At 49.6% G+C, this 18,150-nt stretch carries 22 protein-coding genes and 2 tRNA genes; 12 read left to right on the top strand and 12 right to left on the bottom strand.

The window, feature by feature from the left end; all coding sequences use genetic code 11:
- Positions 1–36: 36 nt before the first annotated feature.
- The 5 genes from IEW74_RS01925 to IEW74_RS01945 all read right to left on the bottom strand — a co-directional run bounded on the left by IEW74_RS01925 (position 37) and on the right by IEW74_RS01945 (position 2,751).
- Positions 37–411 (bottom strand): gamma-butyrobetaine hydroxylase family protein, encoded by a 375-nt coding sequence (locus IEW74_RS01925; RefSeq protein ID WP_188660674.1) that lies wholly within the window; start codon positions 409–411, stop codon positions 37–39.
- Positions 411–599, bottom strand: coding sequence for a Trm112 family protein (locus tag IEW74_RS01930; RefSeq protein ID WP_188660677.1), 189 nt, complete (start codon positions 597–599; stop codon positions 411–413). The genes IEW74_RS01925 and IEW74_RS01930 overlap by 1 nt, the downstream gene beginning before the upstream one ends.
- A 20-nt stretch (positions 600–619) precedes the next feature.
- Entirely contained in the window at positions 620–1,282 is a 663-nt protein-coding gene (locus IEW74_RS01935) for an LON peptidase substrate-binding domain-containing protein (RefSeq protein ID WP_188660680.1), read from the bottom strand.
- The gene (locus IEW74_RS01940) at positions 1,282–2,169 is read right to left on the bottom strand and encodes a thioredoxin family protein (protein ID WP_188660683.1); all 888 of its coding nucleotides are present in this window, start codon (positions 2,167–2,169) and stop codon (positions 1,282–1,284) included. The genes IEW74_RS01935 and IEW74_RS01940 overlap by 1 nt, the downstream gene beginning before the upstream one ends.
- 93 nt (positions 2,170–2,262) lie before the next feature.
- Positions 2,263–2,751 (bottom strand): prolyl-tRNA synthetase associated domain-containing protein, encoded by a 489-nt coding sequence (locus IEW74_RS01945; protein ID WP_188660686.1) that lies wholly within the window; start codon positions 2,749–2,751, stop codon positions 2,263–2,265.
- Between the two features lie 197 nt (positions 2,752–2,948).
- Between IEW74_RS01945 and IEW74_RS01950 the strand changes: the two genes are divergently transcribed.
- Together IEW74_RS01950 and IEW74_RS01955 are read left to right on the top strand one after the other, a co-directional pair.
- Positions 2,949–3,023, top strand: a tRNA-Gly gene (locus tag IEW74_RS01950).
- A gap of 31 nt (positions 3,024–3,054) precedes the next feature.
- Positions 3,055–3,129 (top strand) — tRNA-Gly (locus IEW74_RS01955).
- A 49-nt stretch (positions 3,130–3,178) separates the two neighbouring features.
- Here the strand turns inward: IEW74_RS01955 and IEW74_RS01960 are convergent.
- Positions 3,179–4,339: a benzoate/H(+) symporter BenE family transporter gene (locus tag IEW74_RS01960; protein WP_188660689.1), complete on the bottom strand. Its 1,161-nt coding sequence runs from the start codon at positions 4,337–4,339 to the stop codon at positions 3,179–3,181.
- 102 nt (positions 4,340–4,441) lie between these two features.
- On the opposite strand from IEW74_RS01960, the gene IEW74_RS01965 reads away from it, so the two are divergent.
- The gene (locus tag IEW74_RS01965) at positions 4,442–5,008 is read left to right on the top strand and encodes a helix-turn-helix domain-containing protein (protein ID WP_188660692.1); all 567 of its coding nucleotides are present in this window, start codon (positions 4,442–4,444) and stop codon (positions 5,006–5,008) included.
- Here the strand turns inward: IEW74_RS01965 and IEW74_RS01970 are convergent, their stop codons facing one another.
- From IEW74_RS01970 to IEW74_RS01980, 3 genes are all read right to left on the bottom strand, one after another.
- Entirely contained in the window at positions 5,009–5,809 is an 801-nt protein-coding gene (locus IEW74_RS01970) for an EAL domain-containing protein (RefSeq protein WP_188660695.1), read from the bottom strand.
- A gap of 10 nt (positions 5,810–5,819) precedes the next feature.
- The gene (locus IEW74_RS01975) at positions 5,820–6,239 is read right to left on the bottom strand and encodes a hemerythrin domain-containing protein (RefSeq protein ID WP_188660698.1); all 420 of its coding nucleotides are present in this window, start codon (positions 6,237–6,239) and stop codon (positions 5,820–5,822) included.
- A gap of 172 nt (positions 6,240–6,411) precedes the next feature.
- Positions 6,412–6,840 (bottom strand): FKBP-type peptidyl-prolyl cis-trans isomerase, encoded by a 429-nt coding sequence (locus tag IEW74_RS01980; protein ID WP_188660701.1) that lies wholly within the window; start codon positions 6,838–6,840, stop codon positions 6,412–6,414.
- Between the two features lie 220 nt (positions 6,841–7,060).
- Between IEW74_RS01980 and dapD the strand changes: the two genes are divergently transcribed.
- From dapD to IEW74_RS01995, 3 genes are all read left to right on the top strand, one after another.
- Entirely contained in the window at positions 7,061–7,906 is an 846-nt protein-coding gene (gene dapD / locus IEW74_RS01985) for a 2,3,4,5-tetrahydropyridine-2,6-dicarboxylate N-succinyltransferase (protein ID WP_188660704.1), read from the top strand.
- A gap of 110 nt (positions 7,907–8,016) precedes the next feature.
- Entirely contained in the window at positions 8,017–9,168 is a 1,152-nt protein-coding gene (gene dapE / locus IEW74_RS01990; protein ID WP_188660706.1) for a succinyl-diaminopimelate desuccinylase, read from the top strand.
- Positions 9,165–9,755 carry a hypothetical protein gene (locus IEW74_RS01995; RefSeq protein WP_188660711.1) on the top strand — a complete coding sequence of 197 codons (591 nt, stop codon included), beginning with the start codon at positions 9,165–9,167 and terminating at the stop codon, positions 9,753–9,755. Before dapE ends, IEW74_RS01995 begins: the two co-directional genes overlap by 4 nt.
- A gap of 23 nt (positions 9,756–9,778) precedes the next feature.
- Here IEW74_RS01995 and IEW74_RS02000 read toward each other — a convergent pair whose 3' ends face one another.
- Entirely contained in the window at positions 9,779–10,219 is a 441-nt protein-coding gene (locus tag IEW74_RS02000) for a YcgN family cysteine cluster protein (protein ID WP_188660714.1), read from the bottom strand.
- A gap of 85 nt (positions 10,220–10,304) precedes the next feature.
- Positions 10,305–11,537, bottom strand: a complete 1,233-nt coding sequence (locus IEW74_RS02005) for a polyhydroxyalkanoate depolymerase (RefSeq protein WP_188660717.1) — start codon at positions 11,535–11,537, stop codon at positions 10,305–10,307.
- 427 nt (positions 11,538–11,964) lie between these two features.
- On the opposite strand from IEW74_RS02005, the gene rpmH reads away from it, so the two are divergent.
- The 6 genes from rpmH to argB all read left to right on the top strand — a co-directional run bounded on the left by rpmH (position 11,965) and on the right by argB (position 16,366).
- Positions 11,965–12,099, top strand: coding sequence for a 50S ribosomal protein L34 (gene rpmH / locus IEW74_RS02010; protein WP_188660720.1), 135 nt, complete (start codon positions 11,965–11,967; stop codon positions 12,097–12,099).
- A gap of 38 nt (positions 12,100–12,137) precedes the next feature.
- Positions 12,138–12,569, top strand: coding sequence for a ribonuclease P protein component (gene rnpA, locus IEW74_RS02015; RefSeq protein WP_188660723.1), 432 nt, complete (start codon positions 12,138–12,140; stop codon positions 12,567–12,569).
- Complete coding sequence (yidD, locus tag IEW74_RS02020; RefSeq protein WP_188660725.1) at positions 12,566–12,829, top strand: membrane protein insertion efficiency factor YidD; 264 nt, start codon at positions 12,566–12,568, stop codon at positions 12,827–12,829. Before rnpA ends, yidD begins: the two co-directional genes overlap by 4 nt.
- Positions 12,830–12,921: 92 nt before the next feature.
- Positions 12,922–14,661 (top strand): membrane protein insertase YidC, encoded by a 1,740-nt coding sequence (gene yidC, locus IEW74_RS02025; RefSeq protein ID WP_188660728.1) that lies wholly within the window; start codon positions 12,922–12,924, stop codon positions 14,659–14,661.
- 77 nt (positions 14,662–14,738) lie between these two features.
- Positions 14,739–15,401 (top strand): ribosome biogenesis GTP-binding protein YihA/YsxC, encoded by a 663-nt coding sequence (yihA, locus tag IEW74_RS02030; protein ID WP_229734207.1) that lies wholly within the window; start codon positions 14,739–14,741, stop codon positions 15,399–15,401.
- Positions 15,402–15,430: 29 nt separating this feature from the next.
- Positions 15,431–16,366 carry an acetylglutamate kinase gene (gene argB, locus IEW74_RS02035; protein ID WP_188660731.1) on the top strand — a complete coding sequence of 312 codons (936 nt, stop codon included), beginning with the start codon at positions 15,431–15,433 and terminating at the stop codon, positions 16,364–16,366.
- Here the strand turns inward: argB and IEW74_RS02040 are convergent, their stop codons facing one another.
- Positions 16,367–18,142 (bottom strand): aminopeptidase P family protein, encoded by a 1,776-nt coding sequence (locus IEW74_RS02040; RefSeq protein ID WP_188660734.1) that lies wholly within the window; start codon positions 18,140–18,142, stop codon positions 16,367–16,369. It abuts the gene before it with no gap.
- Between the last annotated feature and the right edge of the window lie 8 nt (positions 18,143–18,150).

Genomic DNA, 18,150 nt, shown 5'->3' on the forward strand with positions numbered 1-18,150 from the left:
CCACGTGGCTCTTCTTTTTTCAAAACAATGCTGAACTTACGGGTCGCGGCTGAGACCTGCGGCTTCAAGGTTGGTGACATAGTTGTCCCAGACCTCGTTCATGTTCTCGCCCAATTCGTACAGATAGCTCCATGTATAAATACCGCTATCGTGCAAATCATCAAAGGTCAGTTTCACCGCATAATTGCCGACAGGTTCCGCACCGATAATGCCGACATGACGACGACCGGGAATAATCTTTTTTTCTGCCGGGCTATGGCCTTGGACTTCGGCAGACGGGCTTTCCACGCGCAGCAACTCGGCAGGTAATTCAAAAGACTCCCCATTCGCAAAGGACACGACCAAAAGCTTTTCTTCCTTGCGAATGCGCAGTTCCGTTACTGCAGGGGTTTCGTTACCTTCGCTATACATCAAGATGCCTCATCAAGCTGGCGGGCTTCTTCAGCCAACATAATGGGAATCCCTTCACGGATCGGAAACGCCAACTGGGCTTGTTCGCTGATCAGTTCCTGTGCATCCGCATCATAGCGCAACGGACCTTTGGTAATCGGACAAACCAGAACTTCCAACAATTTAGGATCAACAGCAGGATTCGACATTTTCTTTTACCTTTTATGAGTTAGGCATGACCGGACGACCCGTCCTCGTTGGACAAAGCCGCCATTGACATCATTGTAATGAGGGTTTCAGCACGTTCCGTCAAGCTTACAGCTTCCAACAAGGCCTGTTTTTCACGTGCTTCGAACGGTCCGAGCATGGACAGAGCATTGACCAGATCTTCATCCGGTGCCTGTTCCAGCGCATCCCAGTTGACGTCCAGCATTTCCGTACCGCCGGCCCCATCGCTGATATCCAGAAAATGACGCAAACCCATCAACAATGCATCCCGGTCCACCGGCGCCTGATTTTCCGAAAGATCGATTCCATAAGGGGCATAATCCGCTTTTGCACGACGATAACCGCGTTCGATATCCAGTTCTTCCACCACACGGAAACGGCTAATCCCCGCAAGGGTTACCAGAAAACGGCTGTCTTCCAATTCGCGAAATTCAACAATACGCCCCATACACCCGACCGTATAAAGATCGGTTGCATCCGGCACCGGATCGGGCACGTCATAACAGGGCTGGATCATGCCAATGGCCCGTCCCATTCCCAGCGCATCTTCCACCATCGTCAGATAACGCGGCTCAAATATATTAAGCGGCAATTGCCCGCGCGGCAGCAATAAAGCCCCGTTCAAGGGGAAAAGCGGCAGGATTTCCGGTAAAATAGGACCCATTAGAACAACACTGTGGTTAATTTTTTACGTATCTTGATAACAATTGGATCGCTTAAACCCACGGCCTCGAATATTTTTAACATCTGTAAGCGGGCGGCATCCTCATTCCACGTACGATCTTTTCTGACGATTTCAAGAAGCTGCAACAAACCTTCTTCGGTCTGGCCCGCCCCGTAAAGCGCCATCCCCAGATCGAAACGTGCCTGATGATCATTGGGATCTGCCGCCAGTTTCGCTTCCAGTTCGCTGGTATCCACATCCGCTGCACCGGCCAAATCAATCATCGAGATTGCCGAGGCGATATGTTCATTCTTTTTCAATTCATCCGGCAGATTGTCCGCAATCTGGCGCGCGCTATCGACATTGCCCAGCGCCACATGGGTGCGCATCACACCGGCGCAGGCTTCCGGGTTGGAACGATCATGTTCCAAAATTTGTACATAAACCTCTTGCGCGTTTGCGGCTTCACCCGCATCCAGCAATTCCTTGGCATGGGCCAGGGCTTGCGCAATCGGCGAACCGCCACCGATTTGTTTCTCAATGAATTTACGCAATTCGCTTTCCGGCAAGGCTCCCTGAAACGCATCCACCGGACGTCCACCTTTAAAACAAAAAACGGTCGGAACGGATTGCACACGCATTTGCATGGCAATGTCTTGGGCTTCCTGTGCATTGACCTTTACCAGCTTGATCGCCCCGTTCATGGAACGCACAAGGCTTTCCAGAACCGGTTTCAGGGTTTCACAGGGCTGGCAGCCCGGTCCCCAGAAATCAACCAGTACCGGCACGTCCTGCGAGGCATCGACCACATCAGCCATAAAGGTTTCGCTCGTGGTATCTTTAATCAAATCGTTTGCACCCATCGGTGCATTTGCATCAACAATCATGTTTATCACTCTGTTCGTTTGCTATCCAGCATAAGCCATGCCCGCACGGAATACTATATCCGATAGGCTTTTAGCCTTTCAAAGACATATAAGTCAAAGGTCGACTTCCTGAAAGGGGTGGCCGCAATGCGCAATAAAACGCCGTAAACCCTCAGGATGCAAGGCGGTCGTCATCTCGTTTGTCAAAGGGTGATAATTGACCAGATCCCCCGCCATCATTTGAGAATCCAAAACCACATTGACACAACAGTCCGCATCATTGACCAAAGCAAAAGGCGTAACGGATCCCGGATCGACACCTAAAATCTCTTTTAACAGGTCCGGCTTGCCAAATGACAGATGGGCCGAACCGATCTTCTGTTTCAGCTCCTTCAGGTTAATCGGTGCGTCTTCTTGCGCGACCACCAGCCACAGTTGTTTTTTCTTATCTTTCAAAAACAGGTTTTTACAATGCTGACCGGGCAAATCACCACGGTGTGCCTTACTTTCTTCCACGGTAAAAAGCGGAGGGTGAGAATGTGTTGTTGCCTCAATTTTCAGCCTTTCAAGGAGGTTGAGTAAATCCTGAGATGTTTTAGCCATGATGTTTTCAAACTCTTTTCACTTGCACGATCATTATCCACAGCATGTCAATTTCTTCACAAGAATCAACATTCGCAAAAATATTTCACTTTCTTGAATTTTTTAGCTTGCAATGTCCTCAGCTTTTAATATTATGCGCCCCGCTTCCGGCGGTACTGTTCGCAGTGCCAAACCCACCGGAAATTTTAGAAGATTAAGCGGGCGTAGCTCAGGGGTAGAGCGAAACCTTGCCAAGGTTTAGGTCGAGAGTTCGAATCTCTTCGCCCGCTCCATCTTCTAAAAATTAGTTGCATAAGGTGTTATGCGGGCGTAGCTCAGGGGTAGAGCGAAACCTTGCCAAGGTTTAGGTCGAGAGTTCGAATCTCTTCGCCCGCTCCATCTTATCACTTTAAAAAAGCTGCCGATCTCTTTGATCTGGCGGCTTTTTTTATGCCCGCTTCTTTTCAATCCCGTGATACGCCAACAAGCCAACCACAAGCCCCCAAAACGGCGCCCCGATCGTCAAAAATTGCGCCCCGGATGCTGTTATCACAAAACACAAAATGGCCGAATCACGTGTTGAGGCCTCACTTAAAGACACAGACAAACTGTTGGCAATAGTGCCCAATAACGCCAATCCGGCAATGGTCGCAATCATGGGCGTGGGAAAGGCGGCAAACAATCCGGCGACACTGACACCGACAACACCAGCCAGCATATAAAAGATACCGGCCCAAACCGTTGCCCAATAACGCCGCGCCGGATCTTTATCGACATCATCGCCCATGCACAGGGCCGCCGTAATCGCCGCCAGATTAAAGGCATAACCGCCAAAGGGGGCAAAAATTAACCCCATCACGCCAGACCAACCAATTAAGGGGGAAGCGGCAATATGATAATTATGTGCGCGCAACACCGCCAAGCCCGGCAGGTTTTGTGAGGCCATCGTCACGATAAACAACGGTAATCCAACACCGATCCATGTACTGAGATCAAATGACGGCATGGTGAAAACCGGTATCGTCCATTGCACATCCAAATCAGATAAAATCACATCCTGCTGAAGAACGGCAACAATGACCCCAACCGCAAAGGTAAGCGGTATCGTATATCGGCTTGCCCGCCATTTCCCCAACAGATAAGTCGCCACCATCGCCCCGACCAATATTTGCGATTGGGCAAAGGCTGGAAAAATGGACAAGCCAAAACGCAACAAAACACCCGCCAGCATAGCCGTAGCCAAACTGGTGGGGATTAACGCCATTAAACGATCCACCCATCCGGTTATGCCACAAAGCGTAATCAGGGCCGATGAAAACAAGAAAGCGCCCACAGCATGCGACGGGTCCACACCGGGCAAACTGGTAATCAACAAGGCCGCACCGGGCGTAGACCAGGCAATCATCACTGGTGTTTTATAATAGATCGACAGGCCAATCCCGCTGATCCCCATCCCCAGCCCCAACGCCCACATCCATGATCCGGCTTCAAGGGGACCGGCCCCACCGGCACGTGCCGCTTCAAAAACAAGGGCGGCCGCGCTGGTATAGCCGATTAAAACAGCAACAAAACCCGCCGTGATATGAGAGAACGAGAAAGGAAAGCGCATGATAAGGACTTTACGAAAATCAAGAATATGCGTTATAACGTACTAGACTATATCATTTGTATGTTATAACGCACAAGCCCCAATTCAACGAGGCCCTTTTCCATGCTCGATCCCAAAGACCATCTTGCCGCAACGCTGAAATTGACGCGACAAACTCAAGGCTTGAGTCTGGATAAAACAGCTGAAAAAACAGGCGTCAGCAAAGCTATGCTTGGTCAGATCGAACGGGGCGAATCCAGTCCCACAGTCGCAACCTTGTGGAAAATTGCAACCGGGCTGGGTGTTTCTCTTAGCACATTCATTGAACCGGTTCCTGAAACGAAAACCCAGACCATCGTGCGCACTGCCGACACTATTCGCCAGCATCCCGGCGACGACGGGCTGATGATCGCGCCGCTTTTTCCTTTTGAACAGGCCTTTGGTTTTGAATTTCTCGAACTGACATTTTTACCCGGTTATGAACGTATCTCGGAGGCACACGAACCCGGCGTTATGGAAATTGTCAGTCTTATAACGGGGCAATTGGATATTTTAAGCGATGGTCAATGGCATAACCTTAAACAAGGCCAATCCATTCGTTTTGCCGGGGATCGCACACATGGATACCGCAATCCAACGGATGCAAAAGCCGTTGTTCATACCCTGATCCATTATCCGCATCGGCCTTGATCAGGCGGCTTTGCGGGCCATTTTCTTACAAAAGTCCGTATGACACAGTTCATGCGCAATTTCTGATGCAGGCAAAGGGCGGGCAATGACATAGCCCTGAATTTCATCGGCACCGAATAATTCCGCGAGTTCAAGCTGATCGCGGTCTTCGACCCCTTCACAGACAACTTTCAGGCCAAGGCTGTGTCCCAAGGTGATAATAGCGCGCAGCAAAATGCAGGCATCCAAATCCCCCGGCACCTCATCAAAAAAGCTTTTATCAATTTTGATGGTTCGTGCCTTAAATTTACGCAAAGCAAATAAGGCGGAATGCCCTGTACCAAAATCATCCACCGCGATATCAAACCCGGCTTCCACCAGATTTTCCAGAACCTGCACACAATCCGCAGACAGAAACAGTCCTTCGGTCACTTCCAATTCAATATCGGATGTCTGCAAGCCATATCGCAGCAACAGGTCTTGTATTTCATTCAACAAAGCCGGTTCACATTGAACCGGTGACAAATTAACCGACACGCAAATCGGTCGTCCCTGCGCTTTCCAACTTGCGGCTTGGCGACAACTTTCTTCCAGAACCCAACGGCCCAAATTGACAATTGCACCGCTTTCTTCCAACGCCGGAATAAACAGGTCCGGTCCCACCATTCCATGTTGCGGATGATGCCAGCGAACCAAAGCTTCCACAGACGAAATACACTGGCGGTATAGATCAAAGCGCGGCTGATAAAGGAGAACAAATTCCCCTTTATCAATCGCTGCCTGAACACCGGGGACATCAAAACGAAGCGATGCATGAGGCATATTCATCCCTTTACGCGTAACGGTCATAGAGGGCGTAAAGTTCGCCTTCTTCACGTTCTAGACGTTTTTCCAACAAGGAAATGATATTGTTGGTTTCTGTAATGAAATCAGCCGGACTTTTGGAGATGGCAAGCGGACCCGGCCATTTTTGACGATAAGCATGAAACAATTCACCCAGCCCACCCATCTCTTCTTGAAACTTACGCGCGGTTGAACTGAGAGCAACGTTGTCATTTGCGATCGCACGCGGATAAAAGGCACGGTCTTCCAATGCAAGGTGTGTGCTGAACTTGCCAAATAACTGACGGATATGAACCGTGATATTTTCCGGTTGCTGCGTGACTGCGTCTAAATCGAGTCCGCGCTTAATATCCGATAAAATTACTCGGATTTGTTCATGGTGTGATCTGTAGTTTTCCGTTTTTTTCATTATACGTAACCTTTTAATCTTTTAGAGCGTTGATGATATCCCCTCTTTATACCTGAGTAAAATAATCGGGTATTTATTTTTGTCAAGCATCATAAATAAAATTCAGGCAAAAAAAACAGCCATCTTCTTTATCAAAAAGACAGCCGTTTCCTATTGTATGTCAGGCGCGCTCTCAGCCAAGACCAACGAGCGTCACCGTCATATCAAGATTTTCACCCGCCAAGGGATGATTGGCATCGACACGGACAATTGTCTCGTTCACCTCGTGAATCATCGCCACACTGATATTGCCATCGGGATCCTGCATCTGCATGGACATACCCGGTTCCAGCGCATCTTCGCTTTCGATCTGATTGCGTGGAATTTCCATCATCAAATTCGGATCAGGCAGACCAAAAGCCTCTTGGGCACTCAAGTGTTTTTTGTAGGGGGTTTCTGCATCCAGTTCAACCAACGCATCATCAATCGGTTTAAATCCTGTTTGCTGACCGATCACCATTTCAAGCGGCTCTCCCGGCGGGGATGCGGGAACAACCGTTCCGTCCTGCATGGTGAATGTAACTTCGACTTTGACCTTCTGGCCTTGCTCTAACTGTGCCATGAGGGGCTCCTGCTTATTTTCGTATAAAGACATTGGCGTCTTTAGATGAAGCCCGGAAGTTTGATCCACGCCACAAAAATTAACCAACACCCCCACCTTAACGAAATGACATAGCAACACAACCCCTGCACTTAAATAGTTTCTAAAACTTGACAGGAACGCTCAATTTTTCCATTGTCTCGCCAAATCTCTCTCAAGTTCTCATAAAAAGGCAAAACAGATGGTGAAAGCACAATTGGAATCCGTAATTGAAAATGCGTTTGAAAACCGCGACAGCATCAATTACGACACAAAAGGCGAAATTCGCGACGCCGTTGAAACAACACTCAACATGTTGGACTGCGGTGAATTGCGGGTTGCTGAAAAACAGGGTTCCGATTGGATTGTCAACCAGTGGGCCAAAAAGGCTGTTTTGCTGTCTTTCCGGCTGAATGATATGGAAACCATCGCAGGCGCACCGGGTGTCAACGCTAACTGGTGGGACAAGGTGCCCAGCAAGTTTGAAGGTTGGGGCGAAGCAGAATTTCGCAAAGCGGCCTTTCGCGCTGTTCCGGGTTGTGTGGTTCGCCGTTCTGCCTATGTCGCACCGAATGCCGTTTTAATGCCGTCCTTCCTGAACTTGGGCGCATATGTGGACGAAGGCGCCATGATCGACACATGGGCAACGGTTGGCTCTTGTGCGCAAATCGGTAAAAACGTTCACATCTCTGGCGGTGCGGGTATCGGCGGCGTGTTGGAACCCCTGCAAGCCGGCCCGGTTATCATCGAAGACAATTGTTTCATCGGGGCGCGTTCCGAAGTGGCCGAAGGCGTCATCGTCGAAGAGGGTTCTGTTATTTCCATGGGTGTCTTCCTCGGTCAATCGACAAAGATCGTTGATCGTGAAACAGGTGACGTTTCATATGGTCGCGTTCCGGCTTATTCTGTGGTGGTACCGGGCACATTGCCGGGCAAACCGCTGCCCAATGGTGAACCGGGTCCGAACCTCGCCTGTGCGGTTATTGTGAAACGTGTTGACGAAAAAACACGTTCTAAAACATCCGTAAACGAACTGCTGCGCGACTAAGCACACGCCAACCTGTTTGCAATCGACAGTTTTTATCGGCTCCACCTTGTTTTAAGTGTGGGGCCGATATACGTTATAAAACATCTATTTTTCAAGAATTGAGCCTTCCCATGATCGAGACCGTTGCCTTCGCCCAAGACCTGATCCGCTGCCCCAGCGTTACCCCAAAGGACGAAGGCGTCTTCGATCTCTTACAAACAACGCTGGAAGGCATGGGTTTCACCTGCCACCGCCTGCCCTTTCAAGAAGACGGGACCGAGCGGGTAGAGAACCTTTATGCCCGTTTCGGCACACAGGCCCCCAATTTCTGTTTTGCCGGTCATTTGGATGTGGTTCCGGTTGGCGATGAAAAAGGCTGGACCTTCGCCCCGTTCGGTGCAGAAATCCACAATGGTCGCCTTTATGGACGTGGCGCTGCCGATATGAAAGGCGCGGTTGCCGCCTTTGTCGAAGCCGCCCAAAACTTTATTCAAGAACAAGGTGATAATTTTAAAGGATCAATTTCTTTCCTGATTACCGGGGATGAAGAAGGACCGGCCATTAACGGCACCAAAAAAGTTCTTGAATGGATGGAAGAACAAGGCGAGGTTATGGATCATTGCCTTGTTGGCGAACCGACCAATCCACAATGTATGGGTGAAATGATGAAAGTGGGGCGTCGCGGCTCCATCAATTCCGTTTTGACCGTTCACGGCACACAAGGCCATGTCGCCTACCCGCACCGCGCCGACAATCCGCTGCCCCGTCTGGTCAAGATGCTGGAGGCGCTGATTGCGGACCCGTTGGATAACGGCAATGAATTTTTCGATCCGTCCAGCCTGTCACTGACGACCATCGATTGCGGCAACGAAGTTGAAAACGTCATTCCCGGCGAAGTGACCGCCAAATTCAATATCCGCTACAACAATATCCACACGGGTGCCTCGCTGGAAAAATGGATTCGCGAAACGCTGGACAAAGTCGATACCAACTACAGTTTAAAAACCCGCATTTCCGGGGAAAGTTTTATGAGTGATCAGGACATTCTCACGGATTTGATCGAAAAAGCGACCCAGAAAGTCACCGGGGTTCAACCCGAACGCTCCACCAGCGGCGGCACGTCCGATGCGCGCTTTATCACCCATTCCTGCACCGTGGCTGAATTTGGTCTGGTCGGTCAAACCATGCACAAAGTTGACGAAAATGTTCTGGTCGAAGATTTGCAGAGCCTGACCAAAATCTACCAGACCATTCTCACTGATTATTTTAACGAGGCGATATGATCGATCTGCGCGCCCTTTTTTATGGATTGGCCGGGGCCGGACGCTTGATCCGTCTGGACATCAGCGGCGCGCATATGATGGTTGGCGGCGTACGGGGGTTTTGGTCCTCACTTTACTGGGGGGCCGCCCTTGTCGCCCCGCTGTATTTGTTGCTGATCGCCATCCGTTTTGATCCGCAACGATTTGACGGTATGCGCTACCTTGTTGCCCATACGGAAATGTATATTCTGGCTTGGCTGGCCTTTCCCATATTGATGGAACGTATCTGCACCTTTATTGAGCGTCCCGGAAACTTTTTGCCTTTTATCATCGCCTATAACTGGCTGAGCTGCCTGTACAATATGATGTACCTGTTAATCGGTCTGGCCCAGGCCAGCGGCATGATCGGCTGGGAAGCGGCCTCTTCCCTATCCGTTGGTTTCCTGTTTGCCAGCTTAATCTGGATCGGGCATTTGGCGAAAAAAATCCTGCACATCCCGCTGAGTGCCGCAGTCGGAATTGTCGTGCTGGAACTTTTTCTCGGAATCATCATCAGCATGATGACATCCTTAATCGTTATTTCCGGCGGTTTGCAGAACGCAGGATAAGACCGATATCCTCCAACACGGATTTATTCCGGCCAGTGGACGATATAGTCTTCCAGATCCCCATCGACTTTATCTTCGGATATAAATTTACCGACCACAGATTTACCCGCCTTGACCGCGCTTTGCGGATCACCCGTGTTTAAAGGATGCCAGTCCGGCAAATCTTTACCATCACGTAGCAAGCGGTACGCACAAGTGGATGGGAGCCAGTGCAGATTATCCAGATTTTGCGGCAAAAGCTCGACACAATCAGGAACCAGAAAGGTGCGCATTTGATACTGACTGCATCGGCAAGTATCAATATCCATCAACCGGCATGCCACATTGGTATAGCAAACTTCGCCTGTGTCCTCGTCTTCCAGCTTGTGTAAACAGCATTTGCCACAGCTATCACACAGGGATTCCCACTCATCCAAAGACATTTCGGAGAGTTTTTTTGTTTTCCAGAAGGGTTGTTCGCTCATTTGCCGTCTCAAATTTATAAGTAAAGGGGCGTTCGCATAAACGCGACGCCCCCGTCCTTTATCATAGTCTATATATGAAGAAAATTTACTTCTTCAATTCTTTATCATGCTGACGGATAAATTCCGCCACCATCGGTTTGATCTCGGTGCGCCAGCGACGTCCGTTGAAAATACCGTAATGCCCCACATTGGGATGCAACGTGTGTTTTTTCATATCTTGCGGGATATGGGTGCAGATCGTCTGCGCGGCTTCCGTCTGTCCATTTCCGGTAATATCGTCCTTTTCCCCTTCAATGGTGAAAAGGGCGGTTTTTTTAATGGCAGACGGATGAACCTTACGATCGCGCCAGTTCATATCATCCAGCGGCAAAGCATGGTCCATAAAGACCGTTTTCAGCGTCTGCAAATAAAATTCCGCAGGCAAATCCATCACTGACAGATATTCGTCATAAAACAGATGGTGTTGATCCGCCGAATCGCCATCGCCTTCGATCAAATGATTATACAGATCCAAATGGGCCCCGACATGGCGATCCAAGTTCATGGACATAAAGCCGGTCAACTGCATAAAGCCCGGATAAACATTGCGCATAAAACCCGGATAGTTGACCGGAACCTGTGCAATAACGCTTTTTTCAAACCATTCGATATCTTTTTCTTCCGCCAGTTTATTAACTTCTGTCGGATTAACACGCGTATCAATCGGCCCGCCCATCAATGTCATGGAAGACGGCACACAATAATCGTCATCTTCCGACATCAGCGAAACCGCCGCCAAAACCGGAACAGACGGCTGGCAGACCGCAATCACATGGGTATTGGGCCCCAGATGATGCAGGAAGTACATAATATATTCGATAAAATCATCCAGATTGAAACTGCCGTGCGATGTACAGACGTCACGCGCGTTGATCCAGTCGGTGATATAAATATCATGGTCGGGTAACAGGGCTTCGACCGTGCCGCGCAACAAAGTCGCATAGTGCCCCGACATCGGCGCCACCAGCAGCACACGGGGATCGTTTCGTTTTGCGTCTCGTTTAAAATGAAGCAATTCGCAAAACGGTTTATGGAGCACAACCTCTTCCTCAACCGCGACTTCTTTGCCATCAATTGTGGTTTTGTGTAAGCCAAACTCCGGTTTGATATAACGTCGTGTTACACGCTCAAACAAATGGCAGCTTGCGGCAATCGCACGCCCCATCGGCGTATAGGACACGGGCATAAAAGGAGAACGAAAGACTTCTTCCATCTTTTCTGCTGCATGGCGAAACGGCGACCAGACAGAATGTTGGAATTCATAGAACTGATATAGCATTCGACCTCAACACCCCTCAATACGGGACTACTCAATAAACAAAGCTGGAACAGGTGAGCCTATATTTTTTAGATATTCCAACTTATCTGAATAGAGAAGATATTATTAAAATATTTCAACCGTCAATCAATTTACGCACAAAAAATACAAAACAAACAAAACTTTTGCTTTATATGTCTGGGGGCAACCCGATTTCAGATTAAAATTATGACATTTTCATTGCAGCGCATCATCGATTGCTGCATCGCAACATAGCATTATTTTACACAGAAAATCCACTCTTTTATTCTTATTCCCGATATGGCCGTACCGCCCGATTACATTTTTCTTGCCCTTCAACGCAATGAGTCCGTTGACTAATGGTACACATGGCCTTATACAGCGGGCTCGTTTACTTTCTTTTTAAACTGATTTTCGGAGTTGAACCGTGAAACGCACGTATCAGCCCAGCAAGCTTGTTCGCAAACGCCGTCATGGATTCCGTAGCCGTATGGCTACTGTTGCCGGCCGTCGCATTCTTGCCGCTCGCCGCGCCAAAGGCCGCAAGCGTCTGTCTGCATAAAACTTATGTTAGGCATGTCCTGTTAAGGTTGGTTGGGTATGACCCTTATTCCACGTCTCAAAAAACGACGTGAATTTCTTTCAGTCGCTGCGACTCGGAAGAAATGGGTAACGCCCGGCCTGATCTTGCAAATCCGCAAACGCAATCAGCCTTTGTCTTCTATAAGCAAACGCTATGCGGAACGTGGAATTCCGGACGGGCAACCGGATATTCGGATCGGATTTACGGTCAGCAAAAAAGTCGGAAACGCCCCACAGCGCAATCGCGCAAGAAGGCGTCTTCGGGCTATTGCTGACCTTGTCTTGTTTAAAAAGGCCCGATCCGGCTACGATCTTGTCCTGATCGGTCGCAAGGAAACCATCACACGGCCCTTTGCCGATCTGGAAAAAGATCTTAAGACCGCGCTTTGGCGGACAGGTGTTCATATCGACGCCCCCACCACGGCGCAAAAGGCGAAAGGGAAGCAATGACCTTTTTGGCTTACATCGTGAAAATTCCGGTCTGGATCTATAAATATGGCATTTCGCCCATATTACCCGGCACCTGCCGTTATAGCCCCACCTGTTCGGATTATACCTTGCAAGCCATTCAACGTTTCGGACCCTTTAAAGGAATGAAACTGGGGTTGCTGCGGATTTTGCGCTGTCATCCGTGGGGCGGGTCTGGCTATGACCCGGTTCCGCACAAGTCCGAATCGCGTTCTTGCGGGTGTGATTCGCACCATTCATAAGAGTTCAAAATCGACTTTTTCGTGTAACACTTATCTTGTACAAGAAGGTCGGTTTCAATTAGCAGGGGTCCCTTGGTGGGTAAAGCCATAAGATGAATGACCAGAAAAATATGATTTTAGCGATTGCGTTGTCAGTCGCGATCCTTTTCGGCTTCCAGTTCTTGTTCCCGACAGCAGAACAACCGGTTCAACAAGAGGCACAATCCACCGAGCAAGCAGCGAACGCCCCATCCGTTGGTGGCGCACAATCCTCGGACAATTCATTTGCCCCGCAAATTCCGGGTGGTGCAGTTGAAGCAGCGAAAAAAGCGGCCAACACGCGTGTTGAAAAACTCGATGCCTCCGCCCGTATCAAAATTGATGCTCCGCACCTTCAGGGCTCAATCTCTGTTCAAGGTGGTCGCATTGATGATTTGACCCTGACCGAATATCGTGAAGAACTTGCCGAAGATAGTCCTTACATTACATTGTTAAACCCCAAAGGACTGGATACCGCTTACTATGCCGAATTCGGCTGGTCTGCCCCCAATGTCAAAGTTCCGACAGCCGATACCGTCTGGGCCACAGACAGCCAAAACCTGAAAGCCGGCGGCAGTGTCAATTTGACATGGGATAATGGCGAAGGCTTGCTGTTCACCCGTAAAATTTCGTTGGATAACGATTATCTGTTCTCGATCGAAGATTCTGTCGCGAATACTGGCCCGGCCAACGTAGACCTTTACCCCTATGGTTTGATTTCACGTTCCGGTACACCAAAAACCAGCGGTTTCTACATTCTGCATGAAGGTCTGCTTGGTGTATTTGATGGTGTTCTTGAAGAAGTCGATTATTCTGACCTGCAAGAAAGCGGCAGCAAAAAAATCGACCCTGTCAAAGGCGGCTGGATCGGCATTACCGATAAATACTGGCTGGCGGCCCTGATCCCGGATCAAACGGCAAACGTTAACAACCGTTTCAGCCATTATCGCACCGATAATATCGATAAATATCAGGCCGATTATCTCGGCCCGAAACTGAGTGCGCAGCCCGGTCAAACCGTTACGTTCAAAAGCAACCTGTTTGCCGGTGCCAAAGAACTCAACCTGCTGACCCAATATGAAGAGCAACTCGGTGTTCCTGAATTTGACCTTGCCATTGATTTCGGTTGGTTCTTCTTCATCACCAAACCGTTCTTCCTTGCAATTTCATGGCTTTATAGTCATTTGGGCAACTTTGGTCTGGCAATTCTGGCCTTGACCATTGTCATTAAAGCGGCGTTCTACCCATTGGCCAGCACGTCTTATCGTTCTATGGCGAAGATGAAAACCCTGTCGCCGAAGATCAAAGAACTGCAAAAGAAATTTGGTGATGACAAACAGCGCCTCAATCAGGAAATGATGGCCCTTTACAAGCGTGAGAAAGCCAATCCGGCGTCCGGTTGTTTACCCATCTTGATCCAGATCCCGGTTTTCTTCTCGCTTTATAAAGTGTTGTTTGTCTCCATTGAAATGCGTCATGCGCCCTTTTATGGCTGGATTCAGGATTTGTCCGCACCGGACCCGACCTCTATCTTCAACATGTTTGGCCTGATCCCGTGGGATCCGCCGCAATTGTTGATGATTGGTATTTGGCCGCTGTTGATGGGGATTTCCATGTTCCTGCAACAAAAACTGAACCCGCAACCGGCAGACCCGATGCAGGCCAAGATGATGATGTTCCTGCCGGTTATCTTCACCTTCATGCTGGCGAGTTTCCCTGCCGGTCTGGTGATCTACTGGGTCTGGAACAACGTTCTGTCCATCACCCAGCAATGGCTGATTACCAGAAGCATGGAAAAACAGAAAAAATCATAACAAACCGGTACCCCTGCCCAGTGCAGGGGTCCAGTTTTTTTAACCGCCCGGTGATGTCATACGCGCCCGGAAGATGGATGGAAGATATGGACACCACAGAAGAATTCACACCGGAAGAAATCGAGTTTGGACGCTGGCTTTTTGCCCAGCATGCCGATTTTATGCTTGGGGTTGCCCAACTTGCCCAACTCCCTTCCACACATGCGGTTGAAATTTGTTTTGCTGGTCGTTCCAACGTGGGTAAATCCAGCCTGATTAACGCCCTGTGCGGTCGTCGCGACTTGGCGCGTACCTCCAGCACACCGGGGCGTACGCAGCAGCTTAACTTCTTCAATATCAAAGATCGTTTGGTCTTTTGCGATCAACCGGGTTATGGCTATGCAAAAGCCCCTGTCGGTGAAGTCAAAAAATGGCAAGAAGTGGTTTTCTCCTATCTGCGCGGTCGCCCGCAATTGCGCCGTGCCTTTATTCTGATTGATGGTCGCCACGGGATCAAAAATACCGACCGCCCCGTCATGGAAATGATGGATACGGCCGCCATGTCCTATCAGGTCATTGTCACAAAGGCGGATAAAGTCAAGAAATCCGAGCTTGAAAAACATTTAAGTGATATTGCGAAAGAATTAGCTAAACATCCGGCGGCACATCCTGATATTCTGGTAACCAGTTCCGAAAAAGGAACCGGGATTGCAGAAGTTCGTGCTACGATCGGACGACTGGTTTCTCAGTTCGAAGTTTAAGTGTTTACGATTCAGGGTTACAATCCATTATGACCACACTCGACACCTCCAATATGACAGAACAAGATTATCTGACACGCGCTGTTACCTTGTCCGAAGCCTTGCCTTACATGCAACGTTATGCCGGGGAAACCGTTGTGGTCAAATATGGCGGGCATGCAATGGGCGACCCGGAACTGGCAAAACTGTTTGCAAAAGACATCGTTCTTTTAAAACAGGTCGGGATTAACCCGGTTGTTGTTCACGGTGGTGGTCCGCAAATCGGCAAAATGCTCGCACGGCTGGCTGTTGAAAGCGAATTTGTTGATGGCTTGCGCGTAACAGATCAAGCGACCGTCGATGTGGTTGAAATGGTTCTGTCCGGGTCCATCAACAAGGAAATCGTCGGCAATATCAACGCCGCTGGTGGCTTCGCGGTCGGCTTATCCGGTAAAGACGGTCATTTAATCGAAGCGCGCAAACTGCATCGCACCAAAAAAGACCCCGACAGCAATATTGAACGTGTTCTTGATCTTGGTTTCGTCGGTGAACCTGCGGTCATTACCCCGCATATTCTGGACAGCTTCCTTGAATCGGACATTATTCCGGTAATTGCGCCGATCGGGGCCGGTCCCAATGGGGAAACCTACAATATCAATGCCGATACCGCAGCCGGTGCCATTGCCGCCGCCATTGATGCCAAACGTTTATTGATGCTGACCGATATTGCCGGTGTTCTGGATAAAAACGGTAAACTCATTCAGGAAATGAATGCGACTGAGGCCCGGGCCATGATCGAAGACGGCACCATCAGCGGCGGTATGATCCCGAAAATCGAAACCTGTCTGGAAGCCGTGGAAACCACATTGGAAAACCCCGGTGTCAATGCCGCCGTTATTCTGGATGGTCGTGTCCCCCACGCCGTTCTGCTGGAAATTTTCACAGAACACGGCGCCGGGACGATGATTCGTAAAGTACAAGCTTGATTAAAGCGGCTGTGTCGCCTGCGCCAGCCATGCCGCATCTTGCGGGTCCAACAAGGGTGTGAGTTCATCTCGCACCCTTTTGTGATAGCTGTTCAACCAGTGAATTTCACCTTGGGATAAAAGCGAGACGTCAATTCCGTTTACATCAAACGGACACAAGGTCAGGTTTTCAAATTCCAGCATTTCGCGTTCGCTTTCCATCTCACACCGGCGCACGCAAACCAGATTTTCCAGACGAATCCCATAGGCTCCGGTTTTGTAATAACCCGGTTCATTTGACACCACCATGCCCACATCCAACGCTGTCTTGCTGGGCATTTTGGAAATCCGTTGCGGGCCTTCATGCACATTCAGGAAACTGCCCACCCCATGCCCGGTACCATGATCATAATCCAAACCGGCCTGCCAAAGCGCGTGACGGGCCAACACATCCAATTGAGACCCAGTTGTCCCTTTGGGAAACCGTGTGGACCCCAGCGCGATATGGCCTTTTAAGACACGGGTAAAACGGTCTTTCATTTCGGCACTGGCCACACCGCGCACGATCGTACGGGTGATATCGGTGGTGCCATCACGGTACTGTCCCCCGCTATCGACCAGATAAAGCCCGTTTTCAGGCAGGGGAAGCGAACTTTCTTCAGAAACCCGATAATGCACAATCGCCCCGTTTTGCGCCGCACCGGAAATTGTCGGGAAGCTGTAATCAAAAAACAGGTCGTCTTCTGCGCGCAACCCATCCAGCTTTTGTGAAACGCTCAGTTCATTAATGTCATTCCCCGCAGGCTGTTGTGACAACCAACGCAGGAAGCGCACCATCGCAGCCCCGTCCCGACGATGCGCTGTGCGCATGCCTTTGACCTCGACATCATTTTTACAGGCCTTGGGCAAGGCACATAAATCATCCCCCAGCACCACATTCGCTTTTGCCTTTTTCAGACGTTCACTCATCCACAAAGGCGTGCTGGCCCCTTCAAGGCGCACGGTCTTTGTACTCAATTCATCTAGTTTCTGCCCCAGAGCTTTGGGTTCAAAAATTCGAATATCATCCTCCAGATGCGTACGAACATCCTCATCAATTTTTCGATGATCCATAAACAAATCTGCCGTTGCATCACGATAAAGAATCGCAAAACCCAATGCCACCGGTGTGCAGGGAATATCCCCGCCGCGAATATTGAAAAGCCATGCAATCGAATCGGGCAGGCTTAAAACCATTGCGTCCTGATTTTCCTGATCCAGCTGTGCGGCAATCTCCGTCCTTTTATCCTCATGGCTGCGCCCGGCAAATTCTAGCCCATGCGGTGTTATAGGATGCAGAGGTGGGTCCGGGCGGTCCGTCCAGATTGCATCGATAAAATTATGCGGCGCCGGGGCCAATTTTGCCCCGACCTTTTCACAGGCCTGCTTTAAACGATGCAGACTTGGCCCGGTATGCAGCCACGGATCATAGGACAAAACCATCCCTTTGCTTAAATGATTTTCCAACCAGTTTGCCGCCGGTTCATCCGTCATATGACAACGTTCAAAACAGGCCCCGTCCACTTCCTTTTCCGCCTGAAGGGTATAACGTCCATCCACAAAAACCGCAGCATGATCGCGCAAAACAAGGGCCAATCCCGCCGACCCGGTAAAGCCGGTCAGCCACGCCAAACGTTCTGAACAGGGGGCGACATATTCGCCTTGATGTTCATCGCTGCGCGGGACAATAAAGCCATCCATCGAAAAAATATCCATTTCATGACGCAAGGCGGCAAGGCGGGAGGCACGGTCTTTCATAAAGGTTT

The organism is Terasakiella brassicae (genome assembly GCF_014641495.1).
GTDB lineage: Bacteria > Pseudomonadota > Alphaproteobacteria > Rhodospirillales > Terasakiellaceae > Terasakiella > Terasakiella brassicae.

Excerpts from the sequence above, each read along its gene's own strand:
- IEW74_RS02000 (WP_188660714.1), bottom strand. The coding sequence starts at position 10,219 with ATGAGCGAACAACCCTTCTGGAAAACAAAAAAACTCTCCGAAATGTCT.
- argB (WP_188660731.1), top strand. The coding sequence starts at position 15,431 with ATGACCACACTCGACACCTCCAATATGACAGAACAAGATTATCTGACA.
- yidD (WP_188660725.1), top strand. The coding sequence starts at position 12,566 with ATGACCTTTTTGGCTTACATCGTGAAAATTCCGGTCTGGATCTATAAA.
- IEW74_RS02040 (WP_188660734.1), bottom strand. The coding sequence starts at position 18,142 with ATGAAAGACCGTGCCTCCCGCCTTGCCGCCTTGCGTCATGAAATGGAT.
- IEW74_RS01970 (WP_188660695.1), bottom strand. The coding sequence starts at position 5,809 with ATGCCTCATGCATCGCTTCGTTTTGATGTCCCCGGTGTTCAGGCAGCG.
- IEW74_RS01960 (WP_188660689.1), bottom strand. The coding sequence starts at position 4,339 with ATGCGCTTTCCTTTCTCGTTCTCTCATATCACGGCGGGTTTTGTTGCT.
- dapE (WP_188660706.1), top strand. The coding sequence starts at position 8,017 with ATGATCGAGACCGTTGCCTTCGCCCAAGACCTGATCCGCTGCCCCAGC.
- IEW74_RS01995 (WP_188660711.1), top strand. The coding sequence starts at position 9,165 with ATGATCGATCTGCGCGCCCTTTTTTATGGATTGGCCGGGGCCGGACGC.
- IEW74_RS01975 (WP_188660698.1), bottom strand. The coding sequence starts at position 6,239 with ATGAAAAAAACGGAAAACTACAGATCACACCATGAACAAATCCGAGTA.
- IEW74_RS01925 (WP_188660674.1), bottom strand. The coding sequence starts at position 411 with ATGTATAGCGAAGGTAACGAAACCCCTGCAGTAACGGAACTGCGCATT.
- IEW74_RS01980 (WP_188660701.1), bottom strand. The coding sequence starts at position 6,840 with ATGGCACAGTTAGAGCAAGGCCAGAAGGTCAAAGTCGAAGTTACATTC.
- yidC (WP_188660728.1), top strand. The coding sequence starts at position 12,922 with ATGAATGACCAGAAAAATATGATTTTAGCGATTGCGTTGTCAGTCGCG.
- IEW74_RS02005 (WP_188660717.1), bottom strand. The coding sequence starts at position 11,537 with ATGCTATATCAGTTCTATGAATTCCAACATTCTGTCTGGTCGCCGTTT.
- IEW74_RS01945 (WP_188660686.1), bottom strand. The coding sequence starts at position 2,751 with ATGGCTAAAACATCTCAGGATTTACTCAACCTCCTTGAAAGGCTGAAA.
- rnpA (WP_188660723.1), top strand. The coding sequence starts at position 12,138 with ATGACCCTTATTCCACGTCTCAAAAAACGACGTGAATTTCTTTCAGTC.
- yihA (WP_229734207.1), top strand. The coding sequence starts at position 14,739 with ATGGAAGATATGGACACCACAGAAGAATTCACACCGGAAGAAATCGAG.
- IEW74_RS01940 (WP_188660683.1), bottom strand. The coding sequence starts at position 2,169 with ATGATTGTTGATGCAAATGCACCGATGGGTGCAAACGATTTGATTAAA.
- IEW74_RS01935 (WP_188660680.1), bottom strand. The coding sequence starts at position 1,282 with ATGGGTCCTATTTTACCGGAAATCCTGCCGCTTTTCCCCTTGAACGGG.
- IEW74_RS01930 (WP_188660677.1), bottom strand. The coding sequence starts at position 599 with ATGTCGAATCCTGCTGTTGATCCTAAATTGTTGGAAGTTCTGGTTTGT.
- IEW74_RS01965 (WP_188660692.1), top strand. The coding sequence starts at position 4,442 with ATGCTCGATCCCAAAGACCATCTTGCCGCAACGCTGAAATTGACGCGA.
- dapD (WP_188660704.1), top strand. The coding sequence starts at position 7,061 with ATGGTGAAAGCACAATTGGAATCCGTAATTGAAAATGCGTTTGAAAAC.